Source organism: Nocardioides pini (assembly GCF_026712185.1).
In the GTDB taxonomy this organism is placed as follows: Bacteria; Actinomycetota; Actinomycetes; order Propionibacteriales; family Nocardioidaceae; genus Nocardioides; species Nocardioides pini.
The window spans coordinates 533,443-553,971 of record NZ_JAPPUX010000002.1 but is presented as its reverse complement, the minus strand read 5'-3'; the positions used below and the strand labels follow the sequence as shown (position 1 = coordinate 553,971).

The 20,529-nt window shown below is 72.7% G+C and carries 19 protein-coding genes and 1 pseudogene; 10 read left to right on the top strand and 10 right to left on the bottom strand.

The features are described 5' to 3' along the window. Positions 1 to 4: 4 nt before the first annotated feature. The gene (locus NYO98_RS08780) at positions 5 to 841 is read right to left on the bottom strand and encodes a sigma-70 family RNA polymerase sigma factor (RefSeq protein WP_268111224.1); all 837 of its coding nucleotides are present in this window, start codon (positions 839 to 841) and stop codon (positions 5 to 7) included. A gap of 178 nt (positions 842 to 1,019) precedes the next feature. On the opposite strand from NYO98_RS08780, the gene pta reads away from it, so the two are divergent. From pta to NYO98_RS21895, 4 genes are all read left to right on the top strand, one after another. Further along, positions 1,020 to 3,095, top strand: a complete 2,076-nt coding sequence (gene pta / locus NYO98_RS08775) for a phosphate acetyltransferase (RefSeq protein WP_268111223.1) — start codon at positions 1,020 to 1,022, stop codon at positions 3,093 to 3,095. Further along, on the top strand, positions 3,092 to 4,291 hold the full coding sequence (locus NYO98_RS08770; RefSeq protein WP_268111221.1) for an acetate/propionate family kinase: 1,200 nt from the start codon (positions 3,092 to 3,094) through the stop codon (positions 4,289 to 4,291). Before pta ends, NYO98_RS08770 begins: the two co-directional genes overlap by 4 nt. Positions 4,292 to 4,435: 144 nt before the next feature. After that, positions 4,436 to 5,854, top strand: coding sequence for an HNH endonuclease signature motif containing protein (locus tag NYO98_RS08765; RefSeq protein WP_268111219.1), 1,419 nt, complete (start codon positions 4,436 to 4,438; stop codon positions 5,852 to 5,854). 82 nt (positions 5,855 to 5,936) lie between these two features. Further along, positions 5,937 to 6,146: a transposase gene (locus NYO98_RS21895; RefSeq protein ID WP_407673884.1), complete on the top strand. Its 210-nt coding sequence runs from the start codon at positions 5,937 to 5,939 to the stop codon at positions 6,144 to 6,146. A gap of 79 nt (positions 6,147 to 6,225) precedes the next feature. Here the strand turns inward: NYO98_RS21895 and NYO98_RS08760 are convergent, their stop codons facing one another. Further along, positions 6,226 to 6,501 carry an HU family DNA-binding protein gene (locus tag NYO98_RS08760; RefSeq protein WP_268111218.1) on the bottom strand — a complete coding sequence of 92 codons (276 nt, stop codon included), beginning with the start codon at positions 6,499 to 6,501 and terminating at the stop codon, positions 6,226 to 6,228. A gap of 160 nt (positions 6,502 to 6,661) precedes the next feature. Between NYO98_RS08760 and NYO98_RS08755 the strand changes: the two genes are divergently transcribed. Then, complete coding sequence (locus tag NYO98_RS08755; protein WP_268111446.1) at positions 6,662 to 7,225, top strand: SRPBCC family protein; 564 nt, start codon at positions 6,662 to 6,664, stop codon at positions 7,223 to 7,225. Positions 7,226 to 7,239: 14 nt separating this feature from the next. On the opposite strand, the gene NYO98_RS08750 is transcribed toward NYO98_RS08755, so the two are convergent. Further along, positions 7,240 to 7,377 carry a hypothetical protein gene (locus NYO98_RS08750; protein WP_268111445.1) on the bottom strand — a complete coding sequence of 46 codons (138 nt, stop codon included), beginning with the start codon at positions 7,375 to 7,377 and terminating at the stop codon, positions 7,240 to 7,242. Positions 7,378 to 7,573: 196 nt separating this feature from the next. Further along, positions 7,574 to 7,951 (bottom strand): annotated as a pseudogene (locus tag NYO98_RS08745) (pyridoxal-phosphate dependent enzyme); the annotation flags it as partial. Between the two features lie 57 nt (positions 7,952 to 8,008). Here NYO98_RS08745 and NYO98_RS08740 point away from each other — a divergent pair. Then, positions 8,009 to 8,419: an NUDIX domain-containing protein gene (locus tag NYO98_RS08740; protein WP_268111217.1), complete on the top strand. Its 411-nt coding sequence runs from the start codon at positions 8,009 to 8,011 to the stop codon at positions 8,417 to 8,419. Here NYO98_RS08740 and NYO98_RS08735 read toward each other — a convergent pair. Beyond that, the gene (locus NYO98_RS08735; RefSeq protein WP_268111216.1) at positions 8,416 to 11,103 is read right to left on the bottom strand and encodes a bifunctional acetate--CoA ligase family protein/GNAT family N-acetyltransferase; all 2,688 of its coding nucleotides are present in this window, start codon (positions 11,101 to 11,103) and stop codon (positions 8,416 to 8,418) included. The two genes, NYO98_RS08740 and NYO98_RS08735, sit on opposite strands and share 4 nt — an antisense overlap. Positions 11,104 to 11,252: 149 nt before the next feature. On the opposite strand from NYO98_RS08735, the gene aqpZ reads away from it, so the two are divergent. Beyond that, positions 11,253 to 11,996: an aquaporin Z gene (aqpZ, locus tag NYO98_RS08730; RefSeq protein WP_268111215.1), complete on the top strand. Its 744-nt coding sequence runs from the start codon at positions 11,253 to 11,255 to the stop codon at positions 11,994 to 11,996. Between the two features lie 320 nt (positions 11,997 to 12,316). Continuing rightward, entirely contained in the window at positions 12,317 to 14,131 is a 1,815-nt protein-coding gene (locus tag NYO98_RS08725; RefSeq protein WP_268111214.1) for a histidine kinase N-terminal 7TM domain-containing protein, read from the top strand. Here NYO98_RS08725 and NYO98_RS08720 read toward each other — a convergent pair. Continuing rightward, a complete protein-coding gene (locus tag NYO98_RS08720; protein WP_268111213.1) occupies positions 14,105 to 15,616 on the bottom strand; it encodes a sensor histidine kinase in 1,512 nt (503 codons plus the stop codon). The two genes, NYO98_RS08725 and NYO98_RS08720, sit on opposite strands and share 27 nt — an antisense overlap. A 143-nt stretch (positions 15,617 to 15,759) precedes the next feature. Between NYO98_RS08720 and NYO98_RS08715 the strand changes: the two genes are divergently transcribed. Beyond that, positions 15,760 to 16,248, top strand: a complete 489-nt coding sequence (locus tag NYO98_RS08715; RefSeq protein ID WP_268111212.1) for a DUF1269 domain-containing protein — start codon at positions 15,760 to 15,762, stop codon at positions 16,246 to 16,248. A 39-nt stretch (positions 16,249 to 16,287) separates the two neighbouring features. Next, positions 16,288 to 16,797 carry a hypothetical protein gene (locus tag NYO98_RS08710; protein WP_268111211.1) on the top strand — a complete coding sequence of 170 codons (510 nt, stop codon included), beginning with the start codon at positions 16,288 to 16,290 and terminating at the stop codon, positions 16,795 to 16,797. A 12-nt stretch (positions 16,798 to 16,809) separates the two neighbouring features. Here NYO98_RS08710 and NYO98_RS08705 read toward each other — a convergent pair whose 3' ends face one another. The 4 genes from NYO98_RS08705 to NYO98_RS08690 form a co-directional block, all read right to left on the bottom strand. After that, positions 16,810 to 17,073, bottom strand: coding sequence for a GlsB/YeaQ/YmgE family stress response membrane protein (locus tag NYO98_RS08705; RefSeq protein WP_268111210.1), 264 nt, complete (start codon positions 17,071 to 17,073; stop codon positions 16,810 to 16,812). A gap of 27 nt (positions 17,074 to 17,100) precedes the next feature. Further along, on the bottom strand, positions 17,101 to 18,291 hold the full coding sequence (locus NYO98_RS08700; protein ID WP_268111208.1) for a GGDEF domain-containing protein: 1,191 nt from the start codon (positions 18,289 to 18,291) through the stop codon (positions 17,101 to 17,103). Between the two features lie 68 nt (positions 18,292 to 18,359). After that, a complete protein-coding gene (locus NYO98_RS08695; RefSeq protein ID WP_268111206.1) occupies positions 18,360 to 19,304 on the bottom strand; it encodes a DMT family transporter in 945 nt (314 codons plus the stop codon). Between the two features lie 87 nt (positions 19,305 to 19,391). Continuing rightward, positions 19,392 to 20,348 (bottom strand): YhjD/YihY/BrkB family envelope integrity protein, encoded by a 957-nt coding sequence (locus NYO98_RS08690; protein ID WP_268111205.1) that lies wholly within the window; start codon positions 20,346 to 20,348, stop codon positions 19,392 to 19,394. Positions 20,349 to 20,529 lie beyond the last annotated feature (181 nt).

The following is a 20,529-nucleotide window of genomic DNA, read 5'->3' as shown; positions in this document are numbered from 1 at the left end:
GCCGTCAGGCCGCCGACAGGGGCTCGGAGAGGTCGCTGCGCAGCCGGCCGAGGATGCGGGTGAGGGTCCGCGAGACCTGCGCCTGGGTCAGGCCGACGAGCTGGGCGATCTCCTGCTGGGTGCGCTCGTCCTCGAAGCGCCACCGGAGGATCAGCTGCTCGCGCTCGGTGAGGCGTCCGAGCGCCTTGTCGAGCACGAGCCTGGCCTCGAGGGAGGCGAGCTCGCGGTCCTCATGGCCCAGCACGTCGGCGATCGTGCCGCGCTCCTGCTCCTCGCCCTTGCTGTCCAGCGACGCCGGCCGGAAGCAGCCGTCGGCCGCGAGCGCCTCGACGACCTCGTCGAGGTCGACGCCGAGGTGCGCGGCGATCTGGGACGGGCGCGGCGAGGCCCCCAGCCGCGCCTCGAGCTCGTGCTGGACGTCCCTGATCCGCACCTGCATCTGCTGCACCCGGCGCGGGACCCGGATCATCCAGCCGGAGTCGCGGAAGTGGCGGCGCAGCTCGCCCCGCACGGTGGGCACGGCGTACGACATGAAGTCGTGGCCGGCGGAGGCGTCGAAGCGGCGGGCCGCCTTGACGAGTCCGATGAGCGCGACCTGCTCGAGGTCGTCGGTGTCGATGCCGCGGTTGCGGTAGCGCGCGGCCATCGATCGTGCCGCAGCGACGTTGACCTCGATCAGCTCGTCCACCAGCTCCTGGCGCCGCGACTCCGTCACCCCGTCGCGCAGCTCCTCGACGATGGCGCTCGTGCGGCGGGCGCGCTCCTCGCGCTCACGATGGGTCCGTGCGGTGCTCAGGTGCGGGAGCTGAGGGGACTGCGGGTGCGTCGCGAGGCTGGTCACGAGCCTCTCCTTCCGGCCATGGGGGGTCACTGGTCGCGGCCCGTGTCCGAGCCTGACCAGATCCTCGCCGTGCGGGAGGCGCGGCCGACAGCCGAAATGCGAAAGGTTGGACAAACCGTGGACAGAAGGCTGGACAGGCCGGGTCCGGAGGTCGGGGACCGGCCGCTAGGGTCGGGCCATGGCACGCAGCGTGTACGTGGCCGGCGTCGAGGGGTTCACCGGCAAGTCCGCTGTCGCGCTCGGGGTGCTCGAGCAGCTGTCGCGGCGGGTGGCGCGGGTCGCGGTGTTCCGCCCGGTCGTCCGCGCGGAGGCGTCGACCGGCGAGGTCCACGACTACGTCCTCGACCTGCTCGTCTCGCACGACGCCGTCACGTTGTCGTACGACGAGTGCGCCGGCGTCAGCTATGACGACGTGCATGCCGACCCGGACGGGGCGATGGACCGCATCGTCGCGCGCTACCACCAGGTCGCCGAGCACAGTGACGCCGTGGTGATCGTCGGCAGCGACTACACCGACGTCGGGGCGCCGGCGGAGTTCGCGTTCAACGCCCGGGTGGCGGCCAACCTCGGCGCCCCGGTGCTGCTGGTGCTCAACGGCCGGGAGAGGGGCGTCGACCAGCTCGGTGCGGCCGCGGCCATGGCGCAGGCCGAGCTCGCGGCCAACCACGCCACGCTCTTCGCCGTCATCGCCAACCGCGTCGACCCCGAGGCCCTCGACCGGACGGCGACCGCGCTGCGCCGCGACGGCGTGCCCGCCTTCGCCCTGCCGGAGCAGCCGCTGCTGAGCGCGCCGTCGGTGGGCGACCTGATGGCGGCCTGCGACGGCCGCCTCGTGCGGGGCGACGAGACCCAGCTCGCGCGCGAGGTCCCCGGGCTGGTGGTCGCCGCGATGACGCTGCCCAACGTGCTCGACCGGCTCTTCGACGGTGCGCTCGTCGTCACGCCGGGCGACCGCCCCGAGGTGGTCCTCGGGGTCCTGACCGCCCACCAGTCGGCCAGCTTCCCGCAGATCTCCGGCATCGTGCTGAACGGCGGGCTCGAGCTGCCCGAGCAGGTGGACCGGCTGCTCGACGGGCTCGAGGTGGCCCTGCCGATCATCGCCACCGACCTCGGCACCCACGCCACCTCGACGGCGCTCACCAACCGCCGCGGCCGCCTCGACAAGGACTCGCCCCGCAAGATCGCGACGGCCCTCACGCTCTTCGCCGAGCACGTCGACGGCGACGAGCTGATGAGCGGCCTCGAGGTGGCACGCACCTCGGTCGTGACTCCCTTGATGTTCGAGCACCGGGTCCTCGACGACGCGATCGCCGACCGCCGGCACATCGTGCTGCCGGAGGGGGAGGAGGAGCGCATCCTGCGCGCCGCCGACGTCCTGCTCCGGCGCAACGTCGCGGACCTGACGCTGCTCGGCGACCCGATGATCGTGCGCGCGAAGGCGGCGCACCTCGGCATCGATGTGTCCGCTGCCCGCGTGCTCAGCCCCTACGACGAGGAGCTCCGCGAGCGGTTCGCGCAGGAGTACCACCGACGGCGCGCGCACAAGGGCGTCGACCTCGAGTCGGCCCGCGACATCGTGGTCGACGTGTCCTACTTCGGCACGATGATGGTCGAGCTCGGCCTCGCCGACGGGATGGTGTCGGGGTCGGTGCACACCACCGCCCACACCATCCGCCCGGCGCTCGAGGTCATCCGCACGGTGGCGGAGGTGTCCGTGGTGTCGTCGGTCTTCTTCATGTGCCTCAAGGACCAGGTCCTGGTCTACGGCGACTGCGCGGTCAACCCCGACCCCACCGCCACCCAGCTCGCCGACATCGCGATCGCGTCCGCCCGCACGGCCGCGGCGTTCGGGGTCGAGCCGCGCGTGGCGATGCTGTCGTACTCCACCGGCACCTCCGGCAGCGGCACCGACGTCGAGAAGGTGACCCAGGCGACCGCGATGGTCCGCGAGCGCGCGCCGGACCTGCTCGTCGAGGGACCGATCCAGTACGACGCCGCGATCGACGTGGCGGTGGCGCGGACCAAGCTCCCCGACTCCGTCGTCGCCGGGCGGGCGACGGTCTTCGTCTTCCCCGACCTGAACACGGGCAACAACACCTACAAGGCCGTCCAGCGGTCCGCCGGCGCGCTCGCCGTCGGTCCTGTCCTGCAGGGTCTCCGCAAGCCGGTCAACGACCTCTCCCGCGGCGCGCTGGTCCGCGACATCGTCAACACGGTGGCGATCACCGCGATCCAGGCGCAGGAGCAGTCGTGACGGAGCGGGTGCTGGTCCTCAACGCCGGCTCGTCGTCGCTGAAGTACCGCCTGCTCGACGGCAGCACCGGGGCCGCCGAGGCCTCCGGCACCGTCGAGCGGATCGGCGAGGAGAGCGGCACGCTGACGCACTCGGTCGGCGGCGAGGACCACACCGAGGAACGGCACGTCGCGGACTTCGAGGACGCGCTGCGCTCCGCGCTCGACGCCTTCGACCGGCACGGACCGGCGATCGACCAGGGCGGGCTGGCGGCCGTGGGGCACCGCGTCGTGCACGGCGGCGACCTGTTCGCGGCGCCGGTGGTCGTCGACGACCGGCTGCTGACCACCGTCGAGGACCTCGTCCCCCTCGCCCCGCTGCACAACCCGGCCAACCTTGAGGGCCTCCGGGTCGCACGACGGCTGTTCCCCGACGTGCCGCAGGTCGCGGTCTTCGACACCGCTTTCCACCAGACGATGCCCGAGCACGCCTACACCTACGCGGTGCCCCTGGCGTGGCGCGAGGAGCACCGGATCCGCCGCTACGGCTTCCACGGCACGTCGTACGCCTTCGTGTCCCGCCGCGCCGCCGAGCTCCTCGGCCGCCCGCTCGACGACACGAACATGGTCGTGCTGCACCTCGGCAACGGGGCGTCCGCCGCCGCGGTCCTGGGCGGGCGCTCGGTCGACACCTCGATGGGGCTCACCCCGCTCGAAGGACTCGTGATGGGCACCCGCTCCGGTGACCTCGACCCGGCCATCCACGGCCACCTGCACCGCGAGCTCGGCTGGTCGCTGGACGACATCGACCGGGCGCTCTACCGCGAGTCCGGGCTGCTCGGCCTCGCCGGCGCCAACGACTTCCGCGAGGTGTCGCAGCGACGCGCGGCCGGCGACGCGGCGGCGACGCTCGCCTTCGACGTCTACGCCTACCGCGTCCGCAAGTACGTCGGCGCCTACTACGCCGCGCTCGGCGAGCTGCACGCCGTCGTCCTCACCGGCGGCGTCGGACAGCACAGCGCCGAGCTCCGCGCGGCCGCGCTCGGTGGCCTGTTCCGGCTCGGGATCGAGCTGGACGCCTCCCGCAACGAGGCGCCCTCCCACGACGCGCGGGTGGTCTCGGCCGACGGGTCGGAGGTCGCGGTCCTCGTCGTCCCCACCGACGAGGAGTGGGAGATCGCACGCCAGGCGCTCGAGGTCGTGCGGGGTGCTCGCTAGATCGACATGCCCATCGCGGCAGGGGCCCGGATGCTCGGTGAGAATGGCACGACGGCGTCCGACGGATTCGGTCACGATCGAGTGGATCAACCGCTTGAGTTCGCCCTCTCCTCACTGTCGGTGGTCCCGGGTACAATCGAACACATGATCGAGACGCTGACGGGACCGGAAGCAGGTGGGGTCGAGGACCTCACCGCCTCCGACCTGCTGCGTGCGATCGGCTCCCGTCGCGTGGAGGAGCAGCGGGCGGCGGCCGACCAGCTGGTGCTCGCTGCCCGGTGGGCGGACTTGCACCCGCCGGAGTCGATCCACTCCGCGGCGGCCTTCAGCGTGCCCGGCTGCGAGCACGAGGAGCCCATCGCGGGTGAGGGTGCGCCGTTGGTGGCGGAGTTCTGCCTGGCCGAGCTCGGCGGGGTCCTCGGGACCTCGACGACGGCGGCGAAGAAGCTCGTCGGCCATGCCCTGGAGCTGCGCCACCGCCTCCCGCGGTTGTGGGCGCTGGTCCTGGCCGGGCGGGTGCCGGCGTGGCGGGCCCGCCTGGTGGCCGAGAGGACCATCCACGCGACGCCCGCCCTGACCCGGGATGCGGCGGGGTTCGTGGACGCGCAGGTCGCCGCCGTGGCCGGGAGGGTCGGGGCGGCGCAGCTGGACCGGCTCGTGGCCGAGGCGATCAAGCGGTTCGACCTCGCCGAGGCGGATCCGGCCGCGGATCCGGAGGACGGCTACCTGTCGGTCGACCCGCGGCACGTGACGATCCATGACGAGGACGTGCACTTCGCCGGGACGATGCGGCTGGAGGCCGAGCTCGACATCGCCGACGCCGTCGACCTCGACCGGGCTCTGGCCCGCGGCGCTGCCATGTTGAAGGCGCTCGGCTCCGATGCGCCGTTGGGGGCTCGCCGCTCTGCGGCGTTGGGTGATCTGGCTAGGACGCAGACCGCCCTCGACCTCCACGCGAGCGGTCAGGGCAGCGCCCGCGCCGCTGACGGGCTTCCCGTCGCCCGCGAGGTCGTCCTCCATGCCCACTTCGACGCCGGCTTCGCCGGCGAGGCGGCGGTGTTCGGGCCGACGGGGCGGATGGAGGAGCGTCAGCGGCTGGTCCTGCTGGAGCAGGTCAGGGACTGGTGTGCCGACTCCCGCACGAAGGTCACCATCAAGCCGGTCGTCGACCTCAATGCCCAGCTGCACACCGACGCCTACGAGGTCCCCGACCGGATCCGCGAGCAGGTCGTTCTCCGGGACCGCACCTGTGTCTTCCCGTGGTGCACCCGCCCCGCCCGTGGCTGCGACGTCGACCACGTGATCGAGCACGACCACGACGCGCAATCAGAGGGACGGCCACAACCCGGACCCACCGCGACGTGGAACCTCGCCTGCCTGTGCCGGTTCCACCACCGGCTGAAGACCCACACCTCTTGGACCTACCGGATGACCGAGCCAGGCTGCTTCGAGTGGACCAGCCCCTACGGCCACCGCTACCGACGCGACCGGACCGGCAGCTGCTCGATCGATCCTGCCGAGCCGCCCGACCCGACTGCGATCCCGCGACCTCGCCGACCGTGACCCCGCCCCACGCCCCGCCACCTACCAGGTAGCGGGGCCACAGGCACGTCCGTCGACGTCCGGAGCCCTAGCCCAACTGGGTGTGTCCCTCTTGTCTGGGATCGACCGCATCGTCACCGTGCGGGGCGTGTCATACCCACGTGGCCGGGCAGATGCCCAGTGGGAGTTCCTGAAGCCAGTGTTCGACGCGCCCGGCAGCGAGCATGCCGATGACCTGCGGACGGTGGTGGACGGGATGTTGTACATCGCGCGGGCCGGCTGTCAGTGGCGCTACGTGGTTCCCCAGACGTGACACGCGGCCCGCCGCACCCGAAGACTGGTCGGTCTTCTCCTGGGTGCCGCGAGCCGCGTGGCTCGTCGAGACGCAACGGTCAGCCGTTGACGGCGTTCTTGAACGCTGCGGCCGGCTTGAAGGCGGGCGCCTTGCTGGCCGCGATCTCCATCGTCTCGCCGGTCTGCGGGTTGCGACCGGTGCGAGCCGAACGCTCCCGGGACTCGAACGTGCCGAAGCCCGGGACGGTGACCTTGTCACCGCCGGCGACGGCGTTCGTGATGGAGGTGATGACGGCCTCGAGGGCCTTGTCGGCCTGGGCGTTGCTCAGCTCGGCGTGCGAGGCGATGGCGTCGCGCAGTTCAGTCTTGTTCACGTAGAGCTCCTGCTCATCGGGTTACGGACAGCCGCCATTCAACATCCCCCCTCCGCCTCGGTGCGCAGTGCCCCAGCCCCAAGGGGTGAGGGGAGATCGCGCGCCCTGGCTCTCGCACCAGCACCGAGGGCGACAGATACCGTGGGACGAAGGAGACGGGATGAGTTCCAAGCTGTCACGTGCGCTGGGCCTGGACCAGGTCCGACCGACCGCTGCGGAGGTCGACTCACCGATGCCTGGGGACGCGCTCATCAGCCGCCCCGACGCCGTCATGGACCGCGCGTTCACCCTCCGCGCGTCGCCGGAGGACGTGTGGCCGTGGTTGGTGCAGCTGGGCAAGGGTCGCGCCGGCTGGTACATGACGCACCGCGTCGAGCGCGTGGTGCCCAGGTCACGACGTGCGTCGCGAATCGTCGACCAGCGGTGGCAGCACCTCGTCGTGGGCTCGGTGATCCCCGACTACGGCGGCAGGGACGAGACCTTCACCGTGGCTGAGATCGATCCGCCACACACCCTCGTCCACACCTCCCGTCGAGGCCGGACCGACGTGACGTGGGCGATCGCGGTCGCGCCGCTGGACCCGGGGTCCGCGCGCGTCCGCCTGCGACTCCGGATGGGACCCGTCAGGAGGAAGTGGCTGGTCGCGGTCGCTGGTGAGGCGATCGACCTCGTCACGATCTCGTGGCTGGCCGGAGGCCTCCGCGAGAGGGTGGGGCCCGGGTGATCCGGGGTCATTCGTCAGTCGCCTCGGTCCAGCGTGGCCGGATCCGTGTTGGCGCCGCAGACGACGACCGCGACGCGCTCGTCCTCCTCTGGCACGTACCGGCCCGAGAGCAACGCGGCGTACGCCGTGGCCGCCCCCGTCTCGGACGGCACGCGGTACTCGCTCCACAGGCTCGACCTGGCACGAACGATCTCGTCGTCCGTGACGAGACGGCGACGATGATGGTGTCGATGGACGGTTCGTCCTCCAGGATCTCCTCGGCGAGGGTGCCCGCTCCAGCCGCGACCTCGAGTGGTCGTAGGCATGGGCGAAGGCTGCGCCGGTCTCCTCCCCGAAAGTGACCGCTGCTCGGTGGGCCTCGGCGTACTCGCTGCCGGCGTACCTCACCTCCGCGCCATAGGCCCGGATGCGTTGGACCTTGACCTCGGGAGCCGTCTGCGGCACGAAGACGGTGGCCCGGATGCCCAGCTCCCGTGCCGCGAACGCCTGAGCGAGACCCGCGTTGCCGCCTGAGGCCACGACGATGCCGGCGTCACCGATCTCGCGGGACTCCAGTCCCGCCAGCTGGCGGTTGAACGCACCTCGGGTCTTGAACACCCCACAGTGCTGGAGGAACTCGCACTTGAGCCACACGGCGCCGCGACCGGAGGGGCGCAACAGGGGCGTCCGTCGCACTCGCCCGCTGATCCGCGCCTCTGCGGCCTGGACGTCTTCTCGGCTGAGCATCACACCCCGATCATCGCGGGTACCCGGGGTGTCGGACGTCCGTGGTGTGATCCGCGGATGGTGAGGGTCGTGGTCGGTGCGCTGGTCCGCGAGGACCGGGTGCTCCTCGGTCACCGGAGTGCGCGCAAGCGAGCCTTCCCGGGCGTGTGGGACCTCCCCGGCGGAGTCGTCGAGGACGGTGAGTCGGAGAGGCAGGCGCTGGCCCGGGAGCTGCGCGAGGAGCTCGGGGTGCGGATCGCGAGCGGGGCGACGTCGCATCTCTGCCGAGTCGTCGTCCGGCCCGCCGGCGAGCCGGTGGAGCTGAGCGCGTGGCTCGTGACCGGCTGGCAAGGGACGCCGGCCAACCTCGCTCCCGACGAGCACGACGAGATCGAGTGGTTCGACCTCGTGGCCCTGCCTCCGCTCGCGAACGGGCTCGTCCGCCGGAGCCTCCTCCGCGCGGTCAGGGACGACCGGGCCGACGACTAGGGTCGCAGCCGGCGCGGGATGCCGGTGTCGAGCTCGGGCGGCTCGGCGATGCGCACCTTGACGTCGACGCAGAAGAGGCCGTGTGCGTTGACGACCACCGGCTCGAGGGTGAGGTCGGAGACGTGGGGCACGTCGACGGCGAGCCGGCCCACCGACGCCACCAGCGCCTCGAGCGGGGCGAGATCGACCTCCTCGAGGCCGTGGTCGCCCACCAGCTGGGGCCACAGGCGCAGGGCCCGCACGGCGCGGGCGGCGTCGGCAGCGCCGACGGGCGGGAGCAGCAGCACCTCGTCGGCCCAGCTGTCGACGGGACCGGCGGCGCCGCCCGCGACGCGGACGAGCGGGCCGAGCTGCGGGTCGCGCACGAGGCCGACGGATGCGAGGTGGCCGAGGACCAGCGGCTGCACGAGGACGTCGACACGGTCGCGGCCGAGCTCGTCGGCGAAGCGTCGGACGGCGTCGGCGACGTCGCCGACGGTGCGCAGGTCGATCCTCACCAGGCCGCGGTCGGACTTGTGCAGGACCGTCGGGTCGGCGACCTTCACGGCCACGGGGTAGCCGATGTCCGCCGCGACCGCCTGTGCCTCGTCCGGTCCGGGCGCGATCCGGCCGACGAGGTGGATGCCGTAGGGGGCCAGCAGCTCGGCCTGCGCGGAGGGTGCCAGCCACTCCGGCTCGCCGCGCCTGGCGGCGAGGCGCGACCGCGCCCAGGTGCGGGCGTGCACGCCGCGGGTGCCGAGCTCGACCTCGGGCTGGTCCGCCGGGACGCGTCGCCACGCGGCGTAGCGCATCGCCCTGCCCAGCGCCCCGATCGCCGCGTCCGTGGTGCGGTAGACCGTGACACCCGGGAGCCCGCGGGCCGCGTCGAAGGCGGCGCCGGGGGTGACCAGGAGCAGGGGCACGCCGGCCCCTGCCGGCCGCGCCCGGGCGACGGCGTCGAAGAGCGCATCGCGGTCCGCCAGCCGGTTGGCGACGAGCACGACCAGGACGGCGTCGGCCTCGCCGGCGTCGAGCACGGCGCGCAGGGCCGCGGTGAGCGCCTCGGGCGTCACGTCGGCTCCGAGGTCGACCGGGTTGCGGACGTCGACCGCGCCCGGGACGGCCGCGCGCAGGGCGGCGTCCAGGTCGTACGACGTCGGCGCGACGACCATGCCCTGGCCGTCGGCCCGATCGGTCGTGAGGGCGCCCACGCCACCGGTGTTGGAGACGATGCACACCCGGAGACCGGAGGGCAGCGGCTGCTGCACCAGCAGCAGCGCGGTCTCGGTCAGCTCCGCACCGGTCCGGCAGGCGATCACGCCCGACTGGTCGAGCAGCGCGTCGACACCGACCCCGACGGTCGAGGAGGCCGACGGGTCCTGTCGCGCCCGCGCGCGGCCGCCCACCACCGCGAGCAGCGGCTTCTGCTCGGCGAAGCGTCGCGCGGTGCGGGCGAACTTGAGCGCGTTGCCGAACGACTCGAGGTAGAGCGCGCCGGCCGCGACCGACTCGTCGTCCATCCACGCCGCGAGGAGGTCGTTGCTCGACACGTCGACCTTGTCGCCGAGCGACACGAACGCCTGCACGCCGAGCCCGACGTCGCGGGCGAGGTCGAGCAGCGCGAATCCCATGCCGCCGGACTGGGACGCGACGGCGAGGCCGCCCACCTCGGGCACGTCATGGAGGAGCGTCGCGTTGAGACCGATGCCGTTCGCCAGCACGCCCTGTGAGTTCGGGCCGACCAGGCGGAGGCTGTGGGCGCGCGCCAGGCCGAGCAGCTCCTGGCGACGCTCGTCGCTGCCGTTGCCCGAGAAGCCCGACGAGATGACCACCGCCGCGCCCGCTCCGTTCTCGGCGGCGTCCCGCAGCACGTCGGCGACGCCGTCGGCCGGGACCGCGACCACGACCAGGTCGACCGGCCCGTCGAGGTCGGTCAGGCGGCGCACCGTCGGCAGGTCGTCGATGACGTCCGCCTCGGGGTGCACCACGTGCAGGTCGCCGGCGTAGGTGGAGCTCCGGATCGCCTCGAGCACCCCGTGCCCGAAGCCCCCCGCGGATCGTCGTACGCCGACCACGGCGACGCTCGTCGGGTGCAGCAACGGCCGGAGGGAACGGGCGGCGGCGCGCCAGTCGCGGCGGTCGGCCGCCTCGACCGCCTCGCGCGAGGCGTCGGTGCGCAGCTCGACCTCCACCTCCCCGGCGACGGTCCGGCGGGTGGCACCGAACCCCGCCGCGCGGAACACGCCGAGCATCCCGTAGTTGTCGCCGAGGACCTCCGCCTCGAAGCGGCTGACCCCGTGGCGCCGGCCGAGGGCGGCGAGGTGCTCCAGCAGCAGGCTGCCCAGGCCCCGTCCCCGGTCCTCGTCGGCGACGAGGAAAGCGACCTCCGCGGCGTCGGGGGAGAGCAGCTCGGCGGTCGCCAGGCCGGCGACACGCCCCTGGACCAGGGCCACCAGAGCCGCCGACGCGGTGTTGCCGGGAGCGAAGAGGTGGTCGACGTAGCGCCGACCGGCCTCACGGCTGGGGGAGAAGAAGCGCAGTCGGAGCGTGTCCGTCGACACCGACTCGTGCAGCTGGAGCACGGCGTCGTGGTCGTCCTCGCGCAGCGACCTGATGACCGCGATGGTCCCGTCGGCGAGCAGCACGTCGGCAGGCTCCGCGCTCCACTCCCGGGGGACGAGGGTCGGAGCCGCCTGGTCGGTCACGCCCCCAACGTGCCAGAGCGGGCCGCGACCTGCCAGCGCCCCGCGACGCGACGTGTGGTCTGCACCGGTCCCCGCGATCGGCCTCGTCGAGGTGATACTCGAAGGACACGACCGACCGTTCGGTGTCGCAGGCAGTGGAGGAGATCGTCATGGCAGTCGAGCCCAGCATGAGCAAGCGCCTCGCGGCCGAGTTCCTCGGCACCTTCGTCCTCGTCTTCGGCGGGTGCGGGACGGCCGTGCTGGCGACGACCAACAAGGAGGTCGGCGTCGGTTGGCTCGGTGTCTCCCTGGCCTTCGGCCTGACCGTCCTGACGATGGCCTACGCGGTCGGCCACATCTCGGGAGGCCACTTCAACCCCGCCGTCACCCTCGGCGCAGCGGCCGGCGGTCGGATCGCGTGGAGGGAGACGCCTGCCTACCTCGCCACCCAGGTGGTCGCCGGGATCGCGGCCGGCGCGGTCCTGCTCGTCGTGGCCAACGGGCTGGACGGCTTCTCCGCGCAGGAGAGCGGCTTCGCGTCGAACGGCTACGGGGATCGCTCACCCATGGGCTACAACCTCCTCGCGTGCCTGGTCATCGAGGTCCTGCTGACCGCGGTCTTCCTGTGGGTGATCCTCGGAGCCACCGACAGCCGGGCGCCCAAGGGCCTGGCGCCGCTGGCCATCGGCCTGGCGTTGACCCTGATCCACCTGATCAGCATCCCCGTGACCAACACGTCGGTGAACCCGGCGCGGTCCATCGGTGTCGGCCTCTTCGCCGGCGGTGACGCGATCGCCCAGCTCTGGCTGTTCATCCTCGCCCCCGTCGTCGGTGGCCTCATCGCCGGCTTCTCCTACGCGACGCTCCTCGGCGACGAGGCGGCCGTCAGCCTCCCCGAGGCCATGGAGGCCTGACCGGCCCCCTCGCCCGCTCGGTACGCCGAGCGAGATCGTCGGACCACCCAATGGCTGGCGCGCCGCGCTCACCACAGGGCCGTAGAACGGGCCGACGAAGTAGAACCACGTGAAGCCGATGCTGTTGGCGAAGCCGTGGGCCAGGATCGGCGCGGGGCCTGCGGCAGGGGCGAAGGTCCTCCGGGTGATCGGTCTTCGCTGCCTCACCCAAAGGAGGCACGACCACGCAGGAACCCCTGACGTCCCGTGAGCCTGCGACTAGCGTGGAGGTACCGGCCGCGCGAGGGGCGCGTGGGCGGGTCCGAGCGCGGGAGGATCCAGTGCTGACGCTGCTCGCGACCCTGATGGCCGGCGCCGGGCTGGTGCTGGCCGCGCTGGCGGCGTACGTCGCCTGGCGTCGCGGCACGGCGATGGGCTGGAGCCTGGCGGTGCTGCTGGTCGCCGTGGCGTGGTGGGGGACGGCGTACGCCGTGGAGCTCTCCGTCGACGACGTGGCGACCAAGAGGCTGTGGGGTGACCTCAAGTACGTCGGCATCGTCACGCTCGCGCCCGCCTGGCTGGTCTTCGCGCTCCAGTACACCGGCCGCGGCCGGCTGGTCACCCGGCGGCTGGTGGCCCTGCTGGCCGTCCCGGCCGTGGCTGCGTTGCTGGTGCTGGCGGTGCCGGCCACGCACGACCTGGTGCGCTCCTACTCGGACCCGGCCGGCACCCACGACCTGCCGGTCGTCGAGTCGGGCCCCGCGTTCTGGGCGATCTTCGCCTACAACAACGTGCTGCTCGTCGGCGCGACGGTGCTGTTCGTCGCCAGCATGGTGCGGCTGGCGCGGACCTACCGGCGGATGGCCCTGGTATTGCTCGCCTCGGCGTTGCTGCCCTGGGCGGCCAACATCCTGCACAACCTCGAGGTCGGCTGGTTCGCGCTCATCGACCTGACGCCGTTCGCGTTCATCGTGACCGGAGGGCTGCTGGTGTGGGGCCTGTTCGAGGAGCGCCTGGTGGACCTCGCCCCGCTGGCCCGCAGCGCGGTCGTCGAGAGCATGGCCGACGCCGTCTTCGTCCTCGACGCGTTCGAGCGGGTGGTCGACGTCAACCCGGCGGCCGTGGCGCTCGCGGGCAGGACCCGCGGCGAGCTCGTCGGGAGGCGGGTGAGCGACCTGATGGCCACCTCGGAGATCGTGGAGGTCGGTCCGGGCGGGCTCGTGCTGGCCGACGAGGCGGGTGGCAACCCCAGGACCTTCGACGTCAGCCAGCAGCCCCTCACCGACGTCGCGGGTCGCCCGGCGGGGGAGCTCGTCGTGCTGCGCGAGGTGACCGAGCGGGTCCGCGACCAGCAGCGCCTCCAACAGGTCCTCGACGACCGATCCCGCGTCGCCGCGACCCTGCAGGCCAGCATGGTGCCGACGCGGTTGCCGGACGTGCCGGGGTGCGACCTGGCCAGCCGCTACGTCCCCGCCGGTGACGGACGCGAGATCGGTGGCGACTTCATCGACGTGTTCGCCCTGGACGGGGACACGTGGGCGTTCGTGCTCGGCGACGTCAGCGGCAAGGGCGCGGAGGCGGCTGCCGTCAGCGTCGCCACCCGCTACACGTTGCGCGCGCTCGCCGACCCGGCGCTGTCGCCCGCGGCGACGTTGCACGAGGTCAACACGGTCCTGCAGGCGCAGACCGAGTCCGAGCGGCACTGCACGCTCGTGCACGGGCACCTGCGACCGCCTCGCGCGACCGACGCCTCGCCGGCCCCGCTGCGCATCACGCTGACGCTCGCCGGCCACCACTGGCCGCTGGTCCTCCGGACCGACGGCGAGGTGGAGGAGGTCGGCACGCTCGGCACCGCGCTCGCGCTCTTCGACGACCCGGAGCTGCACGACGCCGCGGTCGAGCTGGCGCCCGGCGAGGTGCTGTGCGTGTTCACCGACGGGCTGGTCGAGGCGCGCCTGGGCCGGGACCAGTTCGGTTCCGAGGGGGTCGCCGAGGTGATGCGCAAGCACCGCGACCTGTCCGCCGACGAGCTGGCGGGGGAGGTGCTCGCCGCCGTCCGCGCCTTCCACGGCGGCGAGGAGCTGGCCGACGACCTGGCGATGCTCGTCGTGAAGTTCGACGGCGAGCGCCTACCCGCTGGGCGGGAGCAGGACTGACACGACGCTGCCACCGTCGTCCCCGTCGTCGACCCAGATCCGGCCGCCGTGCCGCTCGACGATGCGTCGGCAGGTCGCCAGGCCGATCCCGCTGCCCGGGTGGTCCGTGGCCTCGCGGTGGAAGATCTCGAAGACCCGCTCCCGAGACGCCGAGGGGATGCCGATGCCGTTGTCGCGGAAGCGCAGCGTCCAGGCCTGGGTGGAGTCGTCCTGCTCCGCGCTGACGTGCACGTGCGGTGTCACGTCCGGCGCGACGTACTTGAGGCCGTTCCCGATCACGTTGGCGACGACCTGTCGGAGCAGGACGGCCTCGACGTGCAGCGACGGCAGCCGGTCGCGGGTGACGCGTGGACGTCCGCCGGCAGCGACGGCGAGCTCCTCCGCGACCTCGTCGACCAGGGTGTCGAGGTCCACCCACTGGCGCCGCAGCGCCGCATGCTCGGCGCGGGAGTAGCCGAGGAGGCCCTCGATGAGGGCGTTCAACCGCCTCGCCGAGCGGGAGATGGCAGCCGCGCCGCGGAGGGCACCCCCGTGGCCGTGCGACTCCACCATCAGGTCGGCGTGCATCAGGATCGCCATCAGCGGTGACTTCAGGTCGTGTGCCACGGCGGCGGTGAAACGGTCGAGCTCGGCGTTCGCCGCGGCGAGCTCCTCGTTGGTCCGTCGCAGCTCGTCGTTGAGCCGGACCAGCTGCTGCGCGGCCGCGAGGCGCTCGGTGATGTCGACCAGCTGGTGGATGGCGTGCATCGGCGTGCCGTCGATGTCGCGCACGACACTGGCGCTGAACGACACCCACACCGGCCGACCGTCGGGCCTGACGAAGCGCTTCTCGTACTGCAGCTTGTCGACGTCGCCCCGCAGGAGCCCGGGCACCCGATCGGCGTCCAGCGGCGCATCGTCGCGGTGGGTGATCGCGCCGAGCGACAGGGACCGCAGCTCGTCGTACGACCGGCCGAGCATCTCCACGGCGGCGGGATTCACCGACATCACCTGACCGAACCCGTCCCCGTCCACCTCGGTCAGGAGCATGCCGACGGGCGCGTTCTCGAACGCGGTGCGTGACCGGTTCTCGCTCAGCTCGAGCGCCCCGCGGGCGGCTTCCCGGTCCGTCACGTCCCGGATGAACGCATGGAAGCGCCGCCCTCCCTGCCACTCGAGCTCACCCACGCTGAGCTCCACCAGGATGCGGCGGCCGTCCCGGCACAGGGCCTCGACCTGCACGGGGTCTGCTCCCAGGCGTGGACGCGCACCGGCCGCGCGGCGCCGGAGTCCTGCGTGGTGCGCGGCGCGGTACTGCTCAGGTACGACGAGGTCGGTGAGCAGCTGCCCCGCTGCCTCCTCCACGGGCCACCCGAAGAGCCGCTCCGCAGCCCGGTTCCACCACTCCACCCGGTCCTCGTGGTCGAGGACGACGAACGCGTCGGGGGACGTCTGCATGGCCCCGACCAGCAGCCGGTCGTGAGGGGCGGCGGGGTCGCCGGTCATCGGCTCAGTATGTGAGTCCGAGGCCGATCGTGCGGGTGTTCACACCCCTGGGGGTGGTGTGCGGTTCACCCTCGCCGGGGGAATCGCCCCACCCTCCGGCGGACGACGATCGTCGTACTCTGCCCACACCGAAGGGACCACCCATGGCAACGCTCACCGTCTGGAAGTTCGACACCCCTGATGGCGCCGACAAGGCGACGGACATCCTCAAGGACATGGCGGCCCAGCGGCTGCTCACGATCCACGATGCCGCCACCGTCCGGTGGGAGGAGGGGAAGAAGAAGCCGCAGACGCGGCAGCTCAACAACCTCGCCGGTGCCGGGGCGCTCGGCGGCGCGTTCTGGGGGATGCTGTTCGGACTGATCTTCTTCGTCCCCCTCCTCGGTGCTGCGATCGGCGCGGCGTCCGGCGCGCTGGCAGGTTCGCTCTCCGACGTCGGCATCGATGACAAGTTCATCAACCGGCTCCGCGACGAGGTCACCCCCGGCACGTCCGCCTTGTTCATCATGACCTCGGACGTCGTGGTGGACCGGGTGCACCAGGGGTTCGCCGACGCGAAGCCGGAGCTGATCTACACCAACCTGAGCGACGAGCAGGAGCGCGCCATCCGTGAGGTCTTCGAGGAGGCCTGAGCACCACCACCTGGTGCCACGCCGTCGGGTCCGGTGCTCGTGCCGGCCCTGACGGTGTGGTGCTACGGTACCCCGCTCGGGGCCACGGCCGGGTCGGTGCGGCTGCGCCGCCTCGAGGACGCTCGTGCCCTCGAGGTGATCGACGCCATCGTGGTCTCCTGGGCGCCCGGCGCCCACCGCCCTCGCGTCACCCGGCTGTGGCCGCCCGCGGAGGTGAGCCCGCGGGAGCCGTCGGTCCTCGTTGCGCTGCTCCGTACGGCGCTGCGCGCCTCGCACGACGGTAAGGCCCTTCCCCCGGACGTCGCCGACCGGCTCTCTGCGACCGGTCTGGACCCGGTCATCCTCGAAGAGGTCACCGCACACCTCGCCCCGCGCACGTCCGCGCTGATGGTGCTGTCCGGGGCCGCAGACCTGTCCGTCGTCGTCCCGGCCGTCAGGCAGCGGATCGTCAGTGGCGAGGTCACGCTCCTGCGGGCAGACCTTCCCGCCGACGGGCCGGAGCGGCTCCGCACGGCGGTCGGCCTCGAACCACGCCGGCCGATCGACTAGCCGCGGAACGCCTCAGACCGAGCTGCGGCGCTTGTCGTACCAACCCCACGCGAGGGTGAGCAGCAGGGCCCCGACGAACGAGCCGATCAGCCCGCTGGGTCGCAGCTCCAGCCCGTCGCCCGCGAGCAGGCTCACCAGCAGGCCACCCACGAACGAGCCGATCAGACCGGTCACGATGGCGAGGGTCCAGTTCACGTCGCGCATCGAGTGACCGAGCACCATCTGCGCCAGGGCACCGGCGATCATGCCGAACAGGATGATGGCAAGGATCAACATGCAGGAAGCGTAGTGCCTCGCGAGGGCCTACGGCGCGATCTCGGTCGTGTAGTGCACCGTCCGGTCCCGGCCGGTCGTCTTCGCGCGGTAGAGCGCCGTGTCGGCGCGCTGGACCATCTCGTCCAGGCTCAGGGCCGGGTCGAGCTCGGCGACACCGAAGCTGACGGTCGGCAGGGGCAGGTCCGGCTCGGAGCGGCGGGCCAGCCCCGTGCTGATCGCGCGCGCGACCTCGTCGGCGCGGGCCGCGTCGGCGCCGGGCAGCAGGATGACGAACTCCTCCCCGCCGTAGCGGGCAACCAGGTCGGCCGAGCGCACAGCCGATCGGCAGCAGTCCGCGAACGCCACGAGGGCACGGTCGCCGGCCTGGTGCCCGTACTGGTCGTTCAGCTGCTTGAAGTGGTCGAGGTCCGCCATGACGAGCGACCCGCCGGCGGCGTCCCCGAGGGCCCGCTCCCGGGCTGCCTCCGCCAGCTGGAAGAAGGCCGTCCTGTTGAGCAGGCCGGTGAGGCCGTCGCGGGCGGCGGTGTCGCGAAGCGCCTCCTTCTGCTGCTCCTCGCTCAGCGTCGACATGCTGAACGACACCGTGGCGAGCAGCACCGTCGTGGCGAGTGTCGTGACCTGCTCGCCGAAGAAGGTCGTGAACAGCGGCCGGTCGGGCCCGACGGCCAGGAACGCGACCCACCGGCCGAGGTAGAAGGCGGCCACCGTGCAGCACGCCAGCAGCAGCGCCCACACGGTCCTGCGGTAGGCGTACGCGTCGGGGTGGGCGTCGGCGTTCGCGCCGCGCACCAGGACCCCCAGCTCCATGCCCGCCAGGCCCAGCTGGATCCACATCGCGGCGAGGAAGAACTCGCCGCCCGACCAGGCGTCGTCCGCCGGGTCGCCCAGCAACGACATGACCCCGACGACGAGCGGGGCGAACGCCAGCAGCCAGCGCGGCAGGGCGTGTCGGTCCCGTCGCAGCGAGCGGCTACCGGCCCACACGCAGCCGGCGCCGAGCGTGATCAGGGCGTTGCCGAGGGGGTTGGCCCAGGCCTGGTGGGTGGTGCCGGCCAGCAGGTAGGCGGAGGCCCCGACGAGGAACAGCGCGAGGGACGCGCACCACCACGCGGCGTACGCGGACCGCCCCGTGCGGTAGGTGATCACGTAGAACAGGACCACCAACGTGAGCGCGACCAGCGCGAAGGACACGCGGAGGCTGGCGGTGTCGAGCGTCATGGCCGTCCCTCCGAGTCGGGTACGACGAAATAGTGGCAGGTCCGGCCGCGATCGGCACCCCGAGCCCGTCAGACCGGAGCCGGCTGGTCCTCCCGGGGTCGCAGCGCCACCACGGCACCCAGGATCAGCAGGCCTCCGACGATCGCGGGCCACGGCAGCCGCTCACCGAGCAGGAGCGTCGCGAGCACGGCCGCAGTCAGCGGCTCGACGAGGGTGGCGACGGTCGCGGCCGATCCCGACGTGGTCCGCAGGCCCGCGTAGAGCAGGCCGTACGACAGCGCCATCGTCGCCAGCCCGAGGTAGACGAGGAGCACCAGCGAGGACGGCGCGGTCGACACGACCGGGTGTCCGGCGGCGGCCGCTGCCGCGAGGAAGGGCGCCAGCGCGACCGCTCCGACGACGGTCGCGCAGGTGGTGAGCGCGATGGGGTCGACGCGCTGGGCCAGGGTGTGGCCGAGGACGGTGGTGGCGGCGTAGGTCACCCCGGAGGCGACGGCCAGCACGAGCCCCAGCGTCGGGTCGCTCCCGGGCGCCTCCGAGCCGTGGCCGGCCGTGGCGCTGATCAGCACCAGTCCCGTGAGCGCGGCCACCAGCACGGCGACCTCCCGTCGCGCCGGACGGGTGCGGGCGCGCACGTGCTCCCACGCGGCAGCCAGGACCGGGGCCAGTCCCAGCGAGACCACCGTCGCGACGCTCACCCCGACCAGCAGGACCGCGAGGAAGTAGAGCGCCTGGTAGGCCGCCGTGCCGCACCCCACCGCGACGACCAGGGCCGGGTGGGCGCGAGCCGTGCCGGTGGCCGCGCGCCAGCGTCCGGTCACCGCCGCGAACGCGATCAGCGCCGCTGCGGCCAGGGCCATGCGCCATGCGCTCACGGTGAGGGCGCCGAGTCCGTCGCGCTCATGGAGGACGGACACGACCAGGCCGCCCGTGCCCCACAGCACGCCGGCCGCGCAGACCTGCAGCAACCCGATGCCGGCGCCGCTTCGCGTCCGGCGTGCGCCTCCCGTCACGGCGGCAACCTACCTGCCGGGAGCCCCCCGGTCCCGGGACCGGGACACTCTCACCGGGTGGGTGGCGTGCCCGACTCGGAGCAGTGGTCAGTCAGCAGGATCCGGTGCTCGATCGCTGGCGTCGGCGCCGGAGGACGAGACCGAGGTGGTGGGCTGGAGCCGGACGAGGTCCTTGCCGCCCGCCAGGAAGCGGCCGATCCTGCCGTCGTCGGTGACGAGGACCTGCCCGAGCACGGCGGTGGCCAGGAGGATCCACGCGATGACGTAGAGCCACGCCAGATAGGTGAACGCCACGCCGATCGACCCGTAGCGGGTCGCGCTCGACTCGAGCGCGCGGGCCAGCCAGATCTCGGTGACCGGGCGCACCAGGAGCATGACGACGCCGAAGAGAGCGGCACCGGTCGCCAGCGCTCGCGCGCTGACCACGCCCTTCAGCAGCACCCACGGCGTGAAGCCTGCGACGAGGACGAGCAGCGCGAGCGCGACGACCTCGGCCCAGAGGTGGGGCGGCGGGATCCCGTCGGCGATCGTCTGCGAGCGCCGGAGAGCCACCAGCGACAGAGCGATGCCCAGCACGACCGCGACCCAGCGCCACGCCTCCTTCGGGGAGCTCGTCGGTTTCGGTAGCGACCACACCTTGGCGAAGGCGCGGGCGAGGGCGCGCGACAGGCTCGTCGCCGAGACCAGGACGATGACCGCGCCGACGACGCCGAACGCCGTCGAGCTGGACTCCTTCAACGCGAGGTCGACCTGCGACTCGGCCTCGGGCGGCATCGCGAGCGTGTCGGTGAACAGGCGCCCGGTGTTCCCCGACCACGAGGCGAGGAGGATCAGGATGGGGAAGATCGACGTGAAGAGCTGGGCCGCGACGGTCATCGCCCGGTCGAAGATCTCGATGCGTTGCAGGTTCCACGCCGTGCGGGTGACGACACGTCCGGGCCAGGACTCGAGGAGGTGCACCGCGGTCTGCTGCAGGGGCATCGGCAGCGCGTCGAGGGCACGTTGCAGGCGGATCTCCTGCTCCGGGCTGGGGGACGGATGCACGAGGGATTCTCTCACGTCGGGCGGCCGAGGTGCGGCCGCCGCACGGCGTCGTACGCCGCCGGCGCGGAGCCCCGTCGACGCCGGAGCCGGACCCGGTGCGGACGGCTCGCTGGGCATCTGGCATCGGCAGCGTCGTCCACCGCCGCTCCCTGGGTGGGTCCGGCCACTCCAGCGCACCTGC

Coding starts and splice junctions, on each gene's coding strand:
- pta (WP_268111223.1), top strand. CDS start 1,020: ATGGCACGCAGCGTGTACGTGGCCGGCGTCGAGGGGTTCACCGGCAAG.
- NYO98_RS08705 (WP_268111210.1), bottom strand. CDS start 17,073: ATGTTGATCCTTGCCATCATCCTGTTCGGCATGATCGCCGGTGCCCTG.
- aqpZ (WP_268111215.1), top strand. CDS start 11,253: ATGGCAGTCGAGCCCAGCATGAGCAAGCGCCTCGCGGCCGAGTTCCTC.
- NYO98_RS08720 (WP_268111213.1), bottom strand. CDS start 15,616: ATGACCGGCGACCCCGCCGCCCCTCACGACCGGCTGCTGGTCGGGGCC.
- NYO98_RS08755 (WP_268111446.1), top strand. CDS start 6,662: ATGAGTTCCAAGCTGTCACGTGCGCTGGGCCTGGACCAGGTCCGACCG.
- NYO98_RS08715 (WP_268111212.1), top strand. CDS start 15,760: ATGGCAACGCTCACCGTCTGGAAGTTCGACACCCCTGATGGCGCCGAC.
- NYO98_RS08740 (WP_268111217.1), top strand. CDS start 8,009: ATGGTGAGGGTCGTGGTCGGTGCGCTGGTCCGCGAGGACCGGGTGCTC.
- NYO98_RS08765 (WP_268111219.1), top strand. CDS start 4,436: ATGATCGAGACGCTGACGGGACCGGAAGCAGGTGGGGTCGAGGACCTC.
- NYO98_RS08700 (WP_268111208.1), bottom strand. CDS start 18,291: ATGACGCTCGACACCGCCAGCCTCCGCGTGTCCTTCGCGCTGGTCGCG.